This window comes from Pseudomonas sp. NyZ480 (genome assembly GCF_029537255.1).
Lineage (GTDB): Bacteria > Pseudomonadota > Gammaproteobacteria > Pseudomonadales > Pseudomonadaceae > Aquipseudomonas > Aquipseudomonas taiwanensis.
Window position 1 is genome coordinate 5,313,456 of the sequence record NZ_CP120626.1, and the last position, 16,555, is coordinate 5,330,010.

Below are 16,555 nucleotides of genomic sequence, written 5' to 3' on the forward strand. Positions count from 1 at the left end.
GTCCCGGCTGTGGTTCGTCGCCACGACAAGCTGGCGATTGGGCCGCTAAGCGGCCCCCTGGACTTACAACTTGATCCAGGTCGCCTTCAGCTCGGTGTACTTCTCCAGCGCATGCAGCGACTTGTCACGGCCGTTGCCCGACTGCTTGAAGCCACCGAACGGCGCGGTCATGTCGCCGCCGTCGTACTGGTTGACCCAGACACTGCCCGCGCGCACGGCACGAGCGGTCTTGTGGGCCTTGGAGACGTCCGAGGTCCAGATGCCCGCAGCCAGGCCGTACGGGGTGTCGTTGGCGATGGCGATGGCTTCCTCGGCGGTGTCGAAGGCGATCACCGACAGCACTGGGCCGAAGATCTCTTCCTGGGCGATCTTCATGGCGTTGGTCACGCCGTCGAAGATGGTCGGCTCGACGTAGGTACCGCCGGTCTCTTCCAGGGTGCGCTTGCCGCCGGCCAGCAGTTTGGCGCCGTCCTTGTGGCCGGCGTCGATGTACGACAGCACGGTGTTCATCTGCTGGGTATCGACCAGAGCGCCGACAGTCGTGGCAGGGTCCAGCGGGTTGCCTGGCTTCCAGCCCTTGAGGGCTTCGACCACCATGGGCAGGAACTTGTCCTTGATCGAGCGCTCGACCAGCAGGCGAGAACCGGCGGTGCAGACCTCGCCCTGGTTGAAGGCGATGGCGCTGGCAGCAGCCTCGGCGGCGGCTTTCAGGTCCGGAGCGTCGGCGAAGACGATGTTCGGGCTCTTGCCACCGGCTTCCAGCCAGATACGCTTCATGTTCGACTCGCCCGCATAGACCATCAACTGCTTGGCGATCTTGGTCGAACCGGTGAACACCAGGGTGTCGACGTCCATGTGCAGGGCCAGGGCCTTACCCACGGTGTGGCCGTAGCCTGGCAGCACGTTCAGCACACCTGCCGGGATGCCAGCTTCAATGGCCAGCTGGGCGATACGGATGGCGGTCAGTGGCGACTTTTCGGACGGTTTGAGCACGACCGAGTTACCGGTGGCCAAGGCCGGGCCGAGCTTCCAGCATGCCATCAGCAGCGGGAAGTTCCACGGCACGATGGCACCGACCACACCAACAGGTTCGCGGGTGACCAGGCCGAGTTGGTCGTGCGGCGTCGGCGCGACTTCGTCGTACACTTTGTCGATGGCTTCGGCAGTCCAGTGGATGGCGTTGGCCGCGCCCGGAATGTCGATGGTGGAGGAGTCGCCGATTGGCTTACCCATGTCCAGGGTTTCGAGCAGTGCCAGCTCTTCGACGTTCTTTCGCAGCAAGTCGGCGAAGCGAATCAGTTTGGCCTTGCGCTTGGCCGGGGCCAGTTGCGACCAGACGCCGGAGTCGAAGGTAGCGCGGGCGTTATCCACGGCACGGTTGGCGTCAGCCAGGTCACAGCTGGCGACCTTGGCCAGGAAGCGTCCGTCGACCGGGCTCAGGCAGTCGAAGGTTTCACCGGATGCGGCGTCGGTGTATTCGCCGTTGATGAAGGCGCGTCCTTCGATCTTCAGTTGCTGGGCACGCTGTTCCCAGTCCGCACGAGTCAGGGTGGTCATACGAAACTCCTCCTCTTGTTAAGGTGCAACGCCGCACTGAGGACTCACTGGCGTTGTCAGAAATCTGGCCGGGCGACAAGCGCACACTGGCACGCGATACCCTAAACCAGCCGATGCAAACTATCAATATATTTGACACGAAAGGCCTAAAAGCCTACTGATGTGCATTTTATTAAACAACAACAGGAGCCGCACCATGAGCATCGCCAGCATCATCGACTTCGCCCAGGCCCTCACCGAGGCCGAACGCTACCGCCCGGCTGCGGAAAAAATCATCAAAGGCGAGCCGGACCAGACCGTCTACAACCACTACTCCAGCCCCTGCGGGCAGTTCGCTGCGGGCGTGTGGGAAGGTGAAGTGGGGCAATGGAGCGTGAACTACACCGAGCACGAATACTGTGAAATCGTGCAAGGCGTTTCGGTACTGCGCGACCAGGAAGGCAACGCCAAGACCCTGCGTACCGGTGATCGGTTCGTTATCCCGGCCGGCTTCAAAGGTACCTGGGAGGTGCTGGAGCCCTGCCGCAAGATCTATGTGATGTTCGAGCAAAAGTAACTATGTAGCGCAGGCGCCTTGCACCTCTGGAGGAGGATGCCCCTGCCCATGTCGGGCTGTCCTCCTACCAAAGGAAATACATCATGAACAACGAAGAAGTCCTGCAAGCCCTGGCTCACCTGATCGGCACCCCGTACGAGCCATCGATCAAGGACGCCATCACAGCGATCACCGGCCGCCCTCGGGTCGTCGGCCCCAATGAAATCACCACTCGCGAGTACGACATCAACCGTGTTCACATCAAGACCGATGCACACGCCGTGATTCAGGGCTTCCGCTTCCAATGACCGGCATCCGGGCATAAAAAAACCCGCGTCCTTTCGGATGCGGGTTTTTCTTGGTCGCCGATCAATTACTTGATCTTGGCTTCCTTGTACACCACGTGCTTGCGAACAACGGGATCGTACTTCTTGATCTCGATTTTGTCCGGAGTGGTGCGCTTGTTCTTGTCGGTGGTGTAGAAGTGGCCAGTGCCAGCACTCGAAACCAGACGGATCAATTCACGCATGACGTTCTCCTTAGAACTTTTCGCCGCGAGCACGCAGCTCGGCCAGCACTACGTCGATACCACGCTTGTCAATGACGCGCATGCCTTTGGCAGAAACGCGCAGACGCACGAAACGCTTCTCGGACTCAACCCAGAAACGGTGGTGCTGCAGGTTCGGCAGGAAACGACGACGGGTTTTGTTGTTTGCGTGGGAAATGTTGTTCCCGGTTACTGGACCCTTACCAGTAACTTGACAGACTCTCGACATGACTCAGCCCTCTAAAACCTCATGCCCAACCCGGCATGGGTTGGCCGCTTAATCTCTCAGTCTTTGGCGCCAGGCGCCGTGATTCTGGAGGTCTTATCGACCGGATCCGCTGATGCGACAGGCCGAGCCCCTAGAAAAGAGCGCTGCTTTATACCAGAAAGACTACGCCGCAACAACAGAAGATGAGCATCTGATTGCTGCCGATGGCGCGCGGGCAGCATAGCGACTCGCGCGCCGGCCTGTCGACCGCTCGTCGCAGACTGGCATAAAAAGGGGGTGGCCATTTCCCGACGCGCGCACTAGGGTAGGACATTTCCAGACTGCACTGGCAGATGGGCCACTGACTCGCCAAGGAGCTTTGATGCGTGCCGCCGCCCTTTCCTTAATGTTCACCTCCCTGCTTGCAACCGGACTCGCCCAGGCGGCCCCGCTGAGCGTATGTAGCGAAGCCAGCCCCGAGGGCTTCGACGTGGTCCAGTACAACTCGCTGACCACCACCAATGCCTCGGCTGACATGCTGATGAACCGCTTGGTGGAATTCGATGCGACCCAGGGCAAGGTGGTGCCGGGACTTGCGCAAAGCTGGACGGTGTCGGCCGATGGCCTGGTCTATGACTTCACGCTGCGCAACGGTGTGAAATTCCACACCACGCCCTATTTCAAGCCCAGCCGTGATCTGGATGCAGACGATGTGCTGTTCAGCTTCCAGCGAATGCTCTACCCCGCCCATGCTTGGCACAAGACCGCTCCGGGTGGTTATCCACACGCTCAGTCGCTGCAACTGGGCAACCTGATCAAGTCGATCGAGGCGCCCGAGCCACGCACCGTGCGCTTCACCCTCACTCATCCGGATGCCACCTTCCTGGCCACCCTGAGCATGGGCTTCGCCTCGATCTACTCCGCCGAGTACGCCGACAAGCTGCTCAAGGCAGGAACTCCCGAGAAACTCAACAGCCAGCCGATCGGCACCGGTCCGTTCGTCTTCCAGCGCTTCCAGAAAGACTCCGTGGTTCGCTACCGCGCGAACCCCGACTATTTCGACGGCAAGCCCACGGTCGACCCACTGATCTTCGCCATCACGCCTGACGCCAACGTCCGCCTGCAGAAACTCAAGCGCGGAGAATGCCAGGTAGCCCTGTCGCCCAAGCCGCTGGACATCGCAGAAGCAGGCAAGGACGGCAACCTCAAGGTGGCGACCACTCCGGCCTTCATGACCGCATTCGTGGCTATCAACAGCGAGCACCCACCGCTGGACAAGCCTGAGGTACGCCAGGCGATCAACCTGGCGTTCGATAAACAGGCCTACCTCAAAGCCGTGTTCGAAGACACCGCCACCGCCGCCAACGGCCCCTACCCGCCGAACACCTGGAGCTATGCCAAGGATCTGCCGGGCTATGCACTGGACCCCACCAAGGCCAAGGCCCTGCTTGCCAAGGCTGGCTTGCCGGATGGCTTCACCACGACGATCTGGACCCGTCCGTCGGGCAGCCTGCTCAACCCCAACCCCAGCCTGGGCGCGCAGATGCTCCAGGCAGACCTCGCCAAGGTGGGCATCAAGGCCGAGATCAAGGTCATCGAATGGGGCGAGCTGATTCGCCGCGCCAAAGCGGGCGAACATGACCTGCTGTTCATGGGCTGGGCCGGTGATAACGGCGACCCGGACAACTTCCTGAGCCCTCAGTTTGCCTGTGCTGCGGTGAAGTCGGGGACCAACTTCGCACGGTTCTGCGACAGCCGGCTGGACCAGTTGATCAGCGCTGGACGCACCACCAACGACCAGAGCGTGCGCAGCCGGCTTTACCAGCAGGCGCAGACGCTGATTCAGCAGCAGGCGCTGTGGGTACCGCTGGCGCACCCGACGGCGACGACACTGCTGCGCCAGGGCGTCGAGGGGTATCAGGTCAGCCCGTTCGGGCGACTTGATTTCAGCAAGGTTTCGGTGAACCGCTGATTCCGCGGCTGACTTGAGGGGGAGAGCCTGTGAGATCGAGCGCCGCCCGTGCGGCGCATCGCGAGCAAGGCTCGCTCCTACGCCTGTTTCGGGCCAATTATTTCTGTAGGATTTGCGCGCGACCGCTTGGGTGACTTGGCGCAATCCACGTCGTACAAACAAGGCGGTCGTGCGTTTGCCCTTGGCGTTACTGGCCAAAAACAATCGTAGGAGCGAGCCTTGCTCGCGATGCGCCGCACGGGCGGCGCTCGATCTCACAGGCTCCCCCTCCAGCAAGACAAGCACTTCCCCCCTAAGCCACGATCCACCCATGCTCGACCATCGACAGCGGCTCCCCGTCGCCGATGATGATGTGGTCCAGCACCCGCACATCGATCAACGCCAACCCCCGCTTCAGCGATAGCGTCAGGTGCACATCGTCCTGGCTCGGTTCGCAGTTACCCGAAGGATGGTTGTGGCACAGAATCAAGGCCGCGGCGTTATGCAGCAACGCCCGCCGGACCACTTCACGCGGGTAGACGCTGGCCCGGTCTATCGTGCCCCTGAACAAGATCTCGAAGGCCAGTGGCCGATGCTTGGTATCCAAGAACAGGCAACCGAACACTTCACTGGCCTCATGGCGCAACATGGCCTTCAGATAACGCCGAACCGCCGATGGGCTCTCCATGGCCGACTCGCGCTCGATAGCCGTAGCCAGATGCCTTCGCCCGATTTCCAGAAGCGCCTGCAACTGACTGTACTTCACTGGCCCAAGCCCAAGTTCAGCCATGAATGCCTCTCTATCGGCCTCAAGCAACTGGCGCAGACTTCCGAATTTCACCAACAGCCCTCGCGCCAGCTCCACAACATTCCGACCGCGAACACCAGAGCCAAGGAACACCGCCAATAGCTCAGCATCCGATAAGCTACCCACTCCCCGTTGCAGCAACTTCTCCCTCGGCCGCTCTTCAGTCGGCCACTCCCTCATGTTCATGCCCCCTCCTGGCAACCTACTGCGGCGCGTTTCGGCCCTGTGTTAATCTATTTCGCCTCGTACATGCGACGTTCTGCCGCAGGCAGTCTTCGTCGCCGCCCGCTTTCACTGGAAAAAGGCAAGCCTATGCAGCGGCTGTATCGCAAGCGCATCGTTCTCGGCGTGGGAGGCGGCATCGCCGCCTACAAGAGTGCCGAACTGATTCGCCGACTCCTGGAGCACGGCGCGCAGGTGCGCGTCGTCATGACCCGTGGTGGTGCCGAGTTCATCACCCCGCTGACCTTGCAAGCGCTCTCCGGGCACCCCGTGCACATGGATTTGCTCGACCCTGCCGCTGAAGCGGCCATGGGCCATATCGAACTGGCCAAGTGGGCCGACCTCGTGCTCATCGCCCCCGCCACCGCCGACCTCATGGCGCGCATGGCCCAGGGCATGGCCGATGACCTGCTGACTACCCTGGTGCTGGCGACCGACGCCACCGTGGCCGTAGCCCCCGCAATGAACCAGGCCATGTGGCGCGACCCTGCCACCCAGGCCAACCTCGACCTGCTCAAGAGCCGCGGCATCCAGGTGTTCGGCCCGGCCTCCGGCAGCCAGGCCTGTGGCGATGTCGGCCTCGGCCGCATGCTCGAACCCACCGACCTGGCCTGGTGCGCCGCCGAGAGCTTCAAGCGCGAGGCCCTGACCGGCAAGCACGTACTGATTACCGCCGGCCCGACCCAGGAAAACATCGACCCGGTGCGCTACATCACCAATCATAGCTCCGGGAAGATGGGCTTTGCCCTGGCCGAGGCGGCTGCAGAAGCCGGGGCTCGGGTGACCCTCGTCACCGGCCCTGTCCACCTGCCAACACCCGACCGGGTGACCCGTATCGACGTGGTGAGCGCACGGGACATGCTTGCGGCCTGCGAAGCGGCCATGCCGTGCGACCTGTTCATCGCTTCGGCAGCGGTTGCGGACTACCGCCCGGAAGTCGTCGCCACACAGAAACTCAAGAAAGATCCTACGACTGGCGACGGCATGCTGCTGCAGATGGTGCGCAATCCGGATATCCTCGCCACCATTGCTGGCCGTGACGACCGCCCGTTCAGCGTCGGCTTCGCCGCCGAGACCGAGCACTTGCTCGATTACGCCACGCGCAAGCTCAAGGACAAGAACCTCGACCTGATCGTCGCCAATGATGTGGCCAACCCCAGCATTGGCTTCAACAGCGAAGAGAATGCCTTGACCGTGATCGACCGCCAGCAGCACCAGACCCTCTTCGCGCAGACCAGCAAGGGCAAGATTGCCCGCCAGTTGGTCGCCTTCATCGCCGAACGGCTCAACCAGGTTCAATAAGTTACATGCACGCTCTTCAAGCCAAGATTCTCGACCCACGCCTGGGCACTGAATTCCCCCTGCCGCAGTACGCCACCCCCGGCTCCGCCGGCCTGGACCTGCGCGCACTGCTCAAGGAGGACACTGTCCTCGAACCCGGCCAGACCCTGCTGATTCCCACTGGCCTGTCGATCTACATCGGCGACCCAGGCCTGGCCGCCATGATCCTGCCGCGCTCGGGCCTGGGTCATAAACACGGCATCGTGCTCGGCAACCTGGTTGGGCTGATCGACTCGGACTACCAGGGTGAGCTGATGGTGTCGTGCTGGAACCGTGGCAATACCCCCTTCACCATCGCCGTCGGCGAGCGCATCGCGCAGTTGGTGCTGGTGCCGGTGGTGCAGGCTCACTTCGACATCGTCGAGGCCTTCGATGAGACCCAGCGTGGCGCGGGCGGCTTCGGTCACTCCGGCAGCCACTGAGCCGACCGACAACCGTTCAGGCCAAGGATGGCGAACTCTCTGGCAATTCCACCGTCCAAGCGTTCAGTTTGTGCCTGCCCAGAAAGCCTTTGACTAATGGAGCTTCCCGAGATGAATGACATGGCCCACCTGGTACCCGCACTGCCCGAGAGCATCTTCCGCGCCTATGACATTCGCGGCGTGGTCGGCAAAACCCTGCATGCTGAAACGGCTTATTGGATTGGCCGCGCCATCGGTGCCCAAAGCATTGCCCAGGGCGAGCCAAAGGTTTCGGTCGGCCGCGACGGCCGTTTGTCCGGCCCGATGCTGGTCGAACAACTGATCAAGGGGCTGGCCGATGCTGGTTGCCATGTCAGCGATGTCGGTCTGGTGCCGACCCCCGCGCTGTACTACGCCGCCAATGTACTGGCCGGCAAATCAGGCGTGATGCTGACGGGTAGCCATAACCCATCGGACTACAACGGTTTCAAGATCGTCATCGCCGGCGACACCCTGGCCAACGAGCAAATCCAGGCCCTGTTGACCCGCCTGCAGACCAACGACGTGCCGCGCGCCCAGGGCAGTGTGGAAAAGGTCGAGATTCTGGACCGCTACTTCCAGCAGATCGTCAGTGACGTGAAGCTGGCCAAGAAACTCAAGGTGGTGGTGGACTGCGGCAACGGCGCCGCAGGCGTCATCGCACCGCGACTGATCGAAGCGCTGGGCTGCGAAGTCATCCCGCTGTTCTGCGAGGTGGATGGCAACTTCCCCAACCACCACCCGGACCCAGGCAAACCCGAGAACCTCAATGACCTGATCGCCAAGGTGAAGGAAACCGGTGCCGACATCGGCCTGGCCTTCGACGGTGACGGCGACCGCGTCGGCGTAGTGACCAACACCGGCAGCATCGTCTACCCAGACCGCCTGCTGATGCTGTTCGCCCAGGACGTACTGGCCCGCAACCCTGGCGCCGAAATCATCTTCGACGTCAAATGCACCCGCCGCCTGACCCCGCTGATCGAACAGCACGGTGGCCGCGCGCTAATGTGGAAGACCGGTCACTCGTTGATCAAGAAGAAGATGAAGCAGACCGGCTCCTTGCTCGCGGGCGAGATGAGCGGCCATATCTTCATCAAGGAACGCTGGTATGGTTTCGACGACGGCATCTACAGCGCCGCGCGCCTGCTGGAGATCCTCAGCAAGGCCGACCAGGATGCCGAAAGCCTGTTCGCCGCGTTCCCGAACGATATTTCCACGCCGGAAATCAATATTGATGTGACCGACGAGGGTAAATTCAGCATCATTGATGCACTGCAACGCGACGCCGACTGGGGCGAAGCCAGCCTGACCACCATCGACGGTGTCCGGGTGGACTATGCCCGCGGCTGGGGCCTGGTTCGCGCCTCCAACACCACGCCGGTGCTGGTGCTGCGCTTCGAGGCCGAAAGCGACGCCGAGTTGCAACGTATCAAGGATGTTTTCCGCACTCAGTTGCTGCGGGTTGCCCCTGAGCTGCAACTGCCGTTCTGACCGACTATCTGTTCCTTACTGGAGCCCTGCATGACCCTCGATCGCGATGCCGCTTCCCATGTAGCCGAGGTTTTGTCCGAAGCGCTGCCCTATATCCGCCGCTTTGTCGGCAAGACCCTGGTGATCAAGTACGGCGGCAACGCGATGGAGAGCGAAGAGCTCAAGACCGGCTTTGCGCGTGACATCGTGCTGATGAAGGCCGTCGGCATCAACCCGGTGGTGGTTCACGGCGGCGGCCCGCAGATTGGCGACCTGCTAAAGCGCCTGTCGATCGAAAGCCACTTCATCGACGGCATGCGCGTTACCGACGCGGCAACCATGGACGTCGTGGAAATGGTGCTGGGCGGCCAGGTCAACAAGGACATCGTCAACCTGATCAACCGTCATGGCGGTAGTGCCATTGGCCTGACCGGCAAGGACGCGGAGCTAATCCGCGCCAAGAAGCTCACCGTCACCCGTCAGACCCCGGAGATGACCACGCCGGAAATCATCGACATCGGCCACGTCGGCGAAGTCGTGGGCGTGAACACCGACCTGCTGAACATGCTGGTCAAGGGCGACTTCATCCCGGTGATCGCGCCAATCGGCGTGGGCGCCAATGGCGAGTCGTACAACATCAACGCCGACCTGGTGGCTGGCAAAGTGGCCGAGGCGCTCAAAGCCGAGAAGCTTATGCTGCTGACCAACATCGCCGGCCTGATGGACAAGCAAGGCCAGGTCCTGACCGGCCTGACCACCGAGCAGGTCAACGAACTGATCGCCGACGGGACCATCTACGGCGGCATGCTGCCGAAGATCAAGTGCGCCCTGGAAGCGGTCCAGGGTGGCGTGAACAGCTCGCACATCATCGACGGCCGCGTGCCGAATGCGGTGCTGCTTGAGATCTTCACCGACAGCGGTGTCGGCACCCTGATCACCAACCGCAAGCGTCACGGCTAACCGGCGAAAGGGCCGGAACAGGCGACACAAAAAAGGCGACCGTCTCACGAAGGTCGCCTTTTTCATTACCGGGCCAGGATCAGATCCCGTACTGCGCCCGATACGCCTCGACAGCCGGCAGATGCTGCTTGAGCTGCGGGTCATCGGCCAGGAACTCCAGCACCTGGGTCAGCGAAACGATGCTGACCACCGGAATACCGAAGTCGCGTTCCACTTCCTGGATGGCCGACAGCTCGCCATTGCCACGTTCTTCACGGTTTAGCGCGATCAGCACGCCCGCGGCCTTGGCCTGCTGGGCATTGATGATCTGCATGACTTCACGAATGGCGGTACCGGCAGTGATCACATCGTCGATGATCAGCACGTCGCCGGCCAGCGGCGCGCCAACCAGGCTGCCGCCTTCGCCGTGGTCCTTGGCTTCCTTGCGGTTGAAGCACCATGGCACATCGAGCTGATGCTGCTCGGCCAGGGCCACGGCAGTGGCCGCTGCGAGGGGAATACCCTTGTAGGCTGGGCCAAACAGTACGTCGAACGGGATCTTGCTGTCGACGATGGCCGCCGCGTAGCAACGACCCAGCTGCGCCAGGGCGGAGCCTGTATTGAACAGGCCTGCATTGAAGAAGTACGGGCTGGTACGCCCCGATTTCAGGGTGAATTCACCGAAACGCAGAACCCCGCGATCGATGGCAAAACGAATGAAGTCGCGCTGATACGGCTGCATAAATGTCCCGGGCACCACGGATTTAGCTAAATGAGTTGAGCTCGGGTATCATACACGCACGAGATTTTTGGGGCCATTTATGCGGATCATCAGTGTGAACGTGAATGGCATTCAGGCTGCGGCCGAGCGAGGATTGCTCAGCTGGCTGCAAGCCCAGAATGCCGACGTCATCTGCCTTCAGGATACCCGCGCCTCGGCCTTTGAACTCGATGACCCAGCTTTCCAGCTCGATGGCTATTTCCTTTATGCCTGCGACGCGGAAGTGCCTGCCCAAGGTGGCGTGGCACTGTATTCGCGGATGCAGCCCAAGGCAGTCATCACGGGCCTGGGCTTCGAGACAGCCGACCGCTACGGGCGTTACCTGCAGGCCGACTTCGACAAGGTAAGCATCGCTACCCTGCTGCTACCTTCGGGAATGAACGGCGACGAAGATTTGAACCAGAAGTTCAAGTTGATGGACGACTTCGCCAAGTACCTGGACAAGCAGCGGCGCAAGCGTCGTGAATACATCTATTGCGGCTCGTTCTACGTGGCGCAGCAGAAGCTCGACATCAAGAACTGGCGTGATAGCCAGCAGTCGCCAGGCTTCCTGGCGCCGGAGCGTGCCTGGATGGACGCCATCACCGGCGACATGGGTTACGTGGATGCGCTGCGCGAGGTCAGTCGTGAAGGTGACCAGTACAGCTGGTGGCCGGACAACGAGCAGGCTGAGATGCTCAACCTGGGTTACCGGTTCGACTACCAGATCCTCACTCCAGGCCTGCGCCGCTTCGTGCGCAATGCCCGCCTGCCACGCCAGCCGCGCTTCTCGCAGCATGCGCCGCTGATTGTGGATTACGACTGGACGCTGACCATCTAAACGAAATGGGGCCGCTTTTGCGGCCCCATTTTCGTCTGGATCGACTGGAATCAGTCAGCCAACGAAGCCTGCTGCAGCTCGAAGATTTCGTTCATGCCCTTCTGCGCGAGCGCCAGCATGGCGTTGAAGTCTTCCGACTGGAATGGCGCGCCCTCGGCAGTGCCCTGCACTTCGATGAAGCCGCCGGCACTGGTCATGACCACGTTCAGGTCGGTCTCGGCAGCGGAGTCTTCCAGGTAGTCCAGGTCCAGCACGGCCTCACCCTGGTACATACCCACCGACACGGCGGCGATCATGTGCTTGAGCGGGTTGCCAGCCTTCAGGCCACCACGCTTCTTGATCACCGCCAGGGCGTCGCACAGGGCGACCATGGCACCGGTAATCGAAGCGGTGCGCGTACCACCGTCGGCCTGGATCACGTCGCAGTCGATGTACAGCGTGATGTCGCCCAGCTTGCTCATGTCCAGGGCGGCGCGTAGCGAACGGCCGATCAAGCGCTGGATTTCCAGGGTGCGACCACCCTGCTTGCCACGGCTGGCCTCGCGCTGGTTTCGCTCACCGGTGGAGCGCGGCAGCATGCCGTACTCTGCCGTCAGCCAGCCTTGGCCCTGGCCTTTGAGGAAGCGGGGAACACCATTCTCGACGCTGACCGTGCAGACGACCTTGGTGTCGCCGAACTCGACCAGTACCGACCCCTCGGCGTGCTTGGTGTAGTTGCGGGTGAGGCGGATCGAGCGAAGCTGATCGGCGGCGCGACCACTTGGACGTTTCATCTGGGATACCTGTACCGGGACTTTGAATCTGCCCTGCATTATAGGGCCCGACGCCTTGCGAGGACATGCCTATTGTCGTGCGCCTGGCAGCCTGTCGACTTTTCCCACTGCCCAGCGGCCACTCTGTAACATGGGTGGATTGGGCGCCAAGGTCCCACTGCGCTACAATCCTGCGCCTTGCAGCCGAAAGGCTTTTCCGTTCACTCCATCAACGCGAGGTACTCCCCATGGTGCACAGCATGACCGCTTTTGCTCGAGTCGAGCGCGCCGGCAGCCAAGGCACCCTGGTCTGGGAGCTGCGTTCGGTCAACCACCGTTACCTGGAACCCCATCTGCGCCTGCCCGAAGCGCTGCGCGACCTTGAGGGCGCCGTCCGCGAAGGTCTGCGCCAGGGCGTGTCCCGGGGCAAGGTGGAATGCACCCTGCGTCTCAATGAAGACAACGCCGGCAAGCCGCTCAAGGTCGACCGTGAGCGCGCCTCGCAACTGGTTGCCGCAGCCGAAGAGGTCGCCGGCCTGATCAAGCAGCCAGCCCCGCTCAACCCGCTGGAAGTGCTGTCGTGGCCGGGGGTACTGGTGGCTGACGCCAGTGACCCGCAGGCCCTGAACGCCGAGGCCATGGCGCTGTTCGACGAAGCCCTGGCCGAGCTCAAGGCCGGTCGTCTGCGCGAAGGCCAGGAGCTGGCGCGTCTGATCAACGAGCGCCTGGACAGTATGGCCAGCGAGGTCACCACCCTACGCGCCCTGGTGCCACAAATGCTGGCAGCCCAACGGCAGAAGATCCTTGATCGCTTCGGCGACCTGCAGGCCGAGCTCGACCCGCAGCGCCTGGAGCAGGAGATGGTCCTGCTGGCCCAGAAGAGCGACGTCGCCGAAGAACTGGACCGCCTGAGCACCCACGTCAACGAAGTGCGCCGGGTACTCAAGTCCGGTGGCGCAGCGGGACGGCGCCTGGATTTCCTGATGCAGGAACTCAACCGTGAGGCCAACACCCTGGGCTCCAAGGCCTTCGACCCGCGCAGCACGCAAGCGGCGGTCAACCTGAAGGTGCTGATCGAACAGATGCGTGAACAAGTACAGAACATCGAGTAAGGCCACCCCTACCATGAATCACAGCAGCGGCACCCTCTATATCGTCTCGGCCCCTTCGGGCGCCGGCAAGACCAGCCTGGTCACCGCCCTGACCAATGACGACCAGCAGATCCGCGTCTCGGTCTCGCACACCACGCGCGCCATGCGCCCAGGCGAAACGCACGGCGTGAACTACCACTTCGTCATCCACGAAGAGTTCAAGGCGCTGATCGAGCAAGGCGACTTCCTGGAACATGCCGAAGTCTTCGGCAACTTCTACGGCACCTCGCGCAGCGCACTGCAGCAGACCCTCGACCAGGGCTACGACCTGATCCTGGAGATCGACTGGCAAGGTGCGCAGCAAGTGCGCAAGCTGATGCCGGACGCACTGTCGATTTTCATTCTGCCGCCAAGCCAGCAGGCGCTGCGCGAGCGCCTGGATGGCCGTGGACAGGACAGCGAAGAGATCATCGCCGGGCGCATGAAGGAAGCGGTCAGCGAGATGGTGCACTACGACGAGTACGACTATGTGATCATCAACGATGATTTCGATGTCGCGCTGCAGGAGTTGAAGGCGGTGTTCGTCGCCAACCGGCTGCTGCTGAAGAAACAACAGCAGCGGCATGGGGCGTTGTTGAAGCAGCTGGTCGGCTGAAGGTTCACAGGGGCCGCTTTGCGGCCCCAACATCACTCCGGCAGAGGCAGGGTAGCCTGCTGACGCAGGGTAGCCCCCAGGAAGTAGGCCGGCGCGCGCATCCGCGACAGCATCATCAGTACGATCCCCAGTGCCGAGATGATCGCTGCAATCACGAACACCAACCCCAGCCCCCCCACATGCGAGCCGCTACCGAAGTCTGGCGAAGCGCTGTCGATCGCGGTGCGCACGAAGATCACCGACAGAATCACCCCACCCACCAACGGGCACAGGCCACGCATGAAGAAGTGGCGCAGACTGTCGAACAGGCTGTCACGGAAGTACCAGACACAGGCGAAAGCCGTCAGCGAGTAGTAGAAGCAGATCATCATCCCCAGCGCGGTGATGGTGTCGGCCAGCACGTTCTCACTGAGGGTACGCATGGTTACGTAGAACAGCCCCGCGGCAACGCCTGCGCAGATGGTGGCGTAACGCGGCGTCTGCGAACGCGGGCAGACGCTGGCGAACTTCTGCGGAACGGCACCATAGTACCCCATGGCAAGCAAGGTGCGCGCGGGCGAAACGAAGGTCGACTGCAACGAAGCGGCGGTGCTGGCCAGCACGGCAATGGACATCAGGATCGCCAACGGCCCCATCACCGGACCGGCCAGGTGGGCAAAGACGTTTTCCTGAATGCGCGGATTGTTCAGGCCCAGGCCTTCCTCACTGATGCCAGCGAACTGCAGGGTGGCGATGGCCGTGAGCAGGTACAGCCCGAGAATCAGCAGCACGGTCCAGGTCGCTGCCTTGCCCGGCACCTCGTCACTGCCAATCGACTCCTCGCTGACGGTCAGGCATACGTCCCAACCCCAGAAGATGAAGATCGACAGCGACAGCCCGGCAGCGAACGCCGAGAACGACTCGACGCCAAACGGGTTGAACCAGGCAAAATCGAATTCCAGCGGGGGCGGCGCCGTGGTCTCGCCGAACGCTGCAAAGGCAAAGCCGATCAATACCAACAGCTGCAAGGCTACCAGGCCATATTGCACCGTCATGGTCGTGGTCATGCCGCGACAGCAGATCCACACCGCCAAGGCGATGAACACGCAACAGGTCGTGATGTTGATCAACAGGTTGTCCGCCAGGGCCGCCAGTTCGTGCTGACCGGTGATCTGGGCAAGGAACAGGTAGAAGAAGTCGACCGCCACGCCCGCCAGGTTGGATAACACGATGGTGGTGGCAACTACCAACCCCCAGCCGCCGATCCAGCCGATCATTGGGCCGAAGGCACGGGCCGACCATGTGAATGAAGTACCGCTGTCAGGCTCCGCCGAGTTGAGCTCGCGATAGCCGAGGGCCACCAGCAGCATTGGCAGGAAACCGACGATGAACACCGCCGGCAGGTGAGCGCCGACTTCGCGGACGGTTGGCCCGAGGGCGCCGGTCAAGGTGTAGACCGGCGCGATGGTGGAAATGCCCAGCACCACGCTGGCCAGCAAGCCCAAACGGCCCTTGGCCAGGCCTTTGCCGCGCGAGGTATTGCCCGAGTCGGTCGCCACGTCAGGTGGGCGGCCGGCTTCTGTGTAATTGCTCATGAGAAAACGCCGTAACTATTGGAATTGTTGTCACAGGCCTTGCAAGCAAGGCGCTTTCACTCATTGAAAGCTTGCGAATCGGTTTAGGTCATCCAAGACCTTCGGGTCATGACCCTACCGTGCAGCATGGGCAATGCAGGCCTCACGAAACGCCTGGAACAGGCGCAAGGAGACCGGGTTTTCGGCGAAACGCCACTCAGGGTGCCACTGAACACCCAGCACAAAGCCAGGTGCATCAACCATCGACACCGCTTCGATCAGGCCATCCGGGGCCCGTGCCTCGACACGCAGCCCTGGGGCCAGGCGGTCGATACCCTGGCTGTGCAACGAATTGACTTCGAACTGCGCAGCCAGGCCCAGGCGCTCGAACAACCCGCCCGGCTCGATGCTGACGGGGTGACGAAGGCCGTATTGCACCTCCAGGGGTGCATCCTCAGGTTCACGGTGGTCCAGGAAGCCAGGCAGCTCCTGCACGCGCTGGTGCAGAGTGCCGCCCAAGGCCACATTCAATTCCTGGAAACCACGACAAATGCAGAACACCGGTACACCGGCGGCAATGGCCGCCTGCAGCAGCGGCAAGGTCAGGCGGTCACGAGCAGGGTCGTGCCGGGTCCCTTCCGCGCTGGGGGCGCCATTGTAATGATGCGGCTCGATATTTGAAGGCGAACCGGTAAAAACAATGCCGTCGAGCTGCGCCAACAGCGCCTGCGTGTCACTGCCGGCATCGCGAGCCGGCAACAGCAGTGGCAGCCCGGCAAAGCCCGCCGCCTCGACATACTTGTCGCCCACCGTGTGCGACGAGTTCTTCCCCACCTGCTGACGGCAGGCGCTGACACCGATCAAGGGGACCGCAATTGCGCTCAT

17 protein-coding genes and 1 pseudogene are annotated in these 16,555 nt (G+C 62.0%); 10 read left to right on the top strand and 8 right to left on the bottom strand.

What is annotated here, in order from left to right:
• Nucleotides 1–63: 63 nt before the first annotated feature.
• The gene (locus P3R38_RS24430; protein ID WP_277686680.1) at nucleotides 64–1,557 is read right to left on the bottom strand and encodes an aldehyde dehydrogenase; all 1,494 of its coding nucleotides are present in this window, start codon (nucleotides 1,555–1,557) and stop codon (nucleotides 64–66) included.
• Nucleotides 1,558–1,753: 196 nt separating this feature from the next.
• On the opposite strand from P3R38_RS24430, the gene P3R38_RS24435 reads away from it, so the two are divergent.
• Together P3R38_RS24435 and P3R38_RS24440 are read left to right on the top strand one after the other, a co-directional pair.
• The gene (locus tag P3R38_RS24435) at nucleotides 1,754–2,113 is read left to right on the top strand and encodes a cupin domain-containing protein (protein WP_023383025.1); all 360 of its coding nucleotides are present in this window, start codon (nucleotides 1,754–1,756) and stop codon (nucleotides 2,111–2,113) included.
• Nucleotides 2,114–2,196: 83 nt separating this feature from the next.
• Nucleotides 2,197–2,400, top strand: coding sequence for a hypothetical protein (locus tag P3R38_RS24440; protein WP_023383026.1), 204 nt, complete (start codon nucleotides 2,197–2,199; stop codon nucleotides 2,398–2,400).
• A gap of 65 nt (nucleotides 2,401–2,465) precedes the next feature.
• Here P3R38_RS24440 and rpmG read toward each other — a convergent pair whose 3' ends face one another.
• Complete coding sequence (rpmG, locus tag P3R38_RS24445) at nucleotides 2,466–2,621, bottom strand: 50S ribosomal protein L33 (protein ID WP_003253507.1); 156 nt, start codon at nucleotides 2,619–2,621, stop codon at nucleotides 2,466–2,468.
• Nucleotides 2,622–2,631: 10 nt separating this feature from the next.
• Nucleotides 2,632–2,868 (bottom strand): 50S ribosomal protein L28, encoded by a 237-nt coding sequence (gene rpmB / locus P3R38_RS24450; RefSeq protein ID WP_003258972.1) that lies wholly within the window; start codon nucleotides 2,866–2,868, stop codon nucleotides 2,632–2,634.
• A gap of 361 nt (nucleotides 2,869–3,229) precedes the next feature.
• Here rpmB and P3R38_RS24455 point away from each other — a divergent pair, with 361 nt between their 5' ends.
• On the top strand, nucleotides 3,230–4,819 hold the full coding sequence (locus P3R38_RS24455) for an ABC transporter substrate-binding protein (protein ID WP_023383027.1): 1,590 nt from the start codon (nucleotides 3,230–3,232) through the stop codon (nucleotides 4,817–4,819).
• A gap of 292 nt (nucleotides 4,820–5,111) precedes the next feature.
• Here the strand turns inward: P3R38_RS24455 and radC are convergent, their stop codons facing one another.
• On the bottom strand, nucleotides 5,112–5,792 hold the full coding sequence (gene radC / locus P3R38_RS24460) for a DNA repair protein RadC (protein WP_023383028.1): 681 nt from the start codon (nucleotides 5,790–5,792) through the stop codon (nucleotides 5,112–5,114).
• Nucleotides 5,793–5,918: 126 nt separating this feature from the next.
• Between radC and coaBC the strand changes: the two genes are divergently transcribed.
• The 4 genes and pseudogenes from coaBC to argB all read left to right on the top strand — a co-directional run bounded on the left by coaBC (nucleotide 5,919) and on the right by argB (nucleotide 10,039).
• Nucleotides 5,919–7,130 carry a bifunctional phosphopantothenoylcysteine decarboxylase/phosphopantothenate--cysteine ligase CoaBC gene (coaBC, locus tag P3R38_RS24465; protein ID WP_023383029.1) on the top strand — a complete coding sequence of 404 codons (1,212 nt, stop codon included), beginning with the start codon at nucleotides 5,919–5,921 and terminating at the stop codon, nucleotides 7,128–7,130.
• A gap of 5 nt (nucleotides 7,131–7,135) precedes the next feature.
• On the top strand, nucleotides 7,136–7,591 hold the full coding sequence (gene dut / locus P3R38_RS24470) for a dUTP diphosphatase (RefSeq protein ID WP_023383030.1): 456 nt from the start codon (nucleotides 7,136–7,138) through the stop codon (nucleotides 7,589–7,591).
• A 141-nt stretch (nucleotides 7,592–7,732) separates the two neighbouring features.
• Nucleotides 7,733–9,100, top strand: a pseudogene (locus P3R38_RS24475) (phosphomannomutase/phosphoglucomutase); the annotation flags it as partial.
• Between the two features lie 30 nt (nucleotides 9,101–9,130).
• On the top strand, nucleotides 9,131–10,039 hold the full coding sequence (argB, locus tag P3R38_RS24480; RefSeq protein ID WP_023383032.1) for an acetylglutamate kinase: 909 nt from the start codon (nucleotides 9,131–9,133) through the stop codon (nucleotides 10,037–10,039).
• Nucleotides 10,040–10,118: 79 nt separating this feature from the next.
• On the opposite strand, the gene pyrE is transcribed toward argB, so the two are convergent.
• Nucleotides 10,119–10,760: an orotate phosphoribosyltransferase gene (gene pyrE, locus P3R38_RS24485; protein WP_011536401.1), complete on the bottom strand. Its 642-nt coding sequence runs from the start codon at nucleotides 10,758–10,760 to the stop codon at nucleotides 10,119–10,121.
• A gap of 79 nt (nucleotides 10,761–10,839) precedes the next feature.
• Here pyrE and P3R38_RS24490 point away from each other — a divergent pair, with 79 nt between their 5' ends.
• Complete coding sequence (locus P3R38_RS24490; protein WP_023383033.1) at nucleotides 10,840–11,619, top strand: exodeoxyribonuclease III; 780 nt, start codon at nucleotides 10,840–10,842, stop codon at nucleotides 11,617–11,619.
• Between the two features lie 50 nt (nucleotides 11,620–11,669).
• On the opposite strand, the gene rph is transcribed toward P3R38_RS24490, so the two are convergent.
• Nucleotides 11,670–12,392, bottom strand: coding sequence for a ribonuclease PH (gene rph, locus P3R38_RS24495; protein WP_023383034.1), 723 nt, complete (start codon nucleotides 12,390–12,392; stop codon nucleotides 11,670–11,672).
• Between the two features lie 227 nt (nucleotides 12,393–12,619).
• On the opposite strand from rph, the gene P3R38_RS24500 reads away from it, so the two are divergent.
• On the top strand, nucleotides 12,620–13,483 hold the full coding sequence (locus tag P3R38_RS24500) for a YicC/YloC family endoribonuclease (protein WP_023383035.1): 864 nt from the start codon (nucleotides 12,620–12,622) through the stop codon (nucleotides 13,481–13,483).
• A gap of 13 nt (nucleotides 13,484–13,496) precedes the next feature.
• A complete protein-coding gene (gmk, locus tag P3R38_RS24505) occupies nucleotides 13,497–14,117 on the top strand; it encodes a guanylate kinase (RefSeq protein ID WP_023383036.1) in 621 nt (206 codons plus the stop codon).
• 32 nt (nucleotides 14,118–14,149) lie between these two features.
• Here the strand turns inward: gmk and P3R38_RS24510 are convergent, their stop codons facing one another.
• Both P3R38_RS24510 and P3R38_RS24515 read right to left on the bottom strand, forming a co-directional pair.
• Nucleotides 14,150–15,691, bottom strand: coding sequence for an APC family permease (locus tag P3R38_RS24510; RefSeq protein WP_023383037.1), 1,542 nt, complete (start codon nucleotides 15,689–15,691; stop codon nucleotides 14,150–14,152).
• A 114-nt stretch (nucleotides 15,692–15,805) separates the two neighbouring features.
• Nucleotides 15,806–16,555, bottom strand: a complete 750-nt coding sequence (locus P3R38_RS24515; RefSeq protein ID WP_104881062.1) for a gamma-glutamyl-gamma-aminobutyrate hydrolase family protein — start codon at nucleotides 16,553–16,555, stop codon at nucleotides 15,806–15,808.

What these genes read in the sequence shown, in the direction of transcription:
- P3R38_RS24430 (WP_277686680.1), bottom strand. Translation starts at nt 1,557, where the DNA reads ATGACCACCCTGACTCGTGCGGACTGGGAACAGCGTGCCCAGCAACTG.
- P3R38_RS24435 (WP_023383025.1), top strand. Translation starts at nt 1,754, where the DNA reads ATGAGCATCGCCAGCATCATCGACTTCGCCCAGGCCCTCACCGAGGCC.
- P3R38_RS24440 (WP_023383026.1), top strand. Translation starts at nt 2,197, where the DNA reads ATGAACAACGAAGAAGTCCTGCAAGCCCTGGCTCACCTGATCGGCACC.
- rpmG (WP_003253507.1), bottom strand. Translation starts at nt 2,621, where the DNA reads ATGCGTGAATTGATCCGTCTGGTTTCGAGTGCTGGCACTGGCCACTTC.
- rpmB (WP_003258972.1), bottom strand. Translation starts at nt 2,868, where the DNA reads ATGTCGAGAGTCTGTCAAGTTACTGGTAAGGGTCCAGTAACCGGGAAC.
- P3R38_RS24455 (WP_023383027.1), top strand. Translation starts at nt 3,230, where the DNA reads ATGCGTGCCGCCGCCCTTTCCTTAATGTTCACCTCCCTGCTTGCAACC.
- radC (WP_023383028.1), bottom strand. Translation starts at nt 5,792, where the DNA reads ATGAACATGAGGGAGTGGCCGACTGAAGAGCGGCCGAGGGAGAAGTTG.
- coaBC (WP_023383029.1), top strand. Translation starts at nt 5,919, where the DNA reads ATGCAGCGGCTGTATCGCAAGCGCATCGTTCTCGGCGTGGGAGGCGGC.
- dut (WP_023383030.1), top strand. Translation starts at nt 7,136, where the DNA reads ATGCACGCTCTTCAAGCCAAGATTCTCGACCCACGCCTGGGCACTGAA.
- argB (WP_023383032.1), top strand. Translation starts at nt 9,131, where the DNA reads ATGACCCTCGATCGCGATGCCGCTTCCCATGTAGCCGAGGTTTTGTCC.
- pyrE (WP_011536401.1), bottom strand. Translation starts at nt 10,760, where the DNA reads ATGCAGCCGTATCAGCGCGACTTCATTCGTTTTGCCATCGATCGCGGG.
- P3R38_RS24490 (WP_023383033.1), top strand. Translation starts at nt 10,840, where the DNA reads ATGCGGATCATCAGTGTGAACGTGAATGGCATTCAGGCTGCGGCCGAG.
- rph (WP_023383034.1), bottom strand. Translation starts at nt 12,392, where the DNA reads ATGAAACGTCCAAGTGGTCGCGCCGCCGATCAGCTTCGCTCGATCCGC.
- P3R38_RS24500 (WP_023383035.1), top strand. Translation starts at nt 12,620, where the DNA reads ATGGTGCACAGCATGACCGCTTTTGCTCGAGTCGAGCGCGCCGGCAGC.
- gmk (WP_023383036.1), top strand. Translation starts at nt 13,497, where the DNA reads ATGAATCACAGCAGCGGCACCCTCTATATCGTCTCGGCCCCTTCGGGC.
- P3R38_RS24510 (WP_023383037.1), bottom strand. Translation starts at nt 15,691, where the DNA reads ATGAGCAATTACACAGAAGCCGGCCGCCCACCTGACGTGGCGACCGAC.
- P3R38_RS24515 (WP_104881062.1), bottom strand. Translation starts at nt 16,555, where the DNA reads ATGAGCGCAATTGCGGTCCCCTTGATCGGTGTCAGCGCCTGCCGTCAG.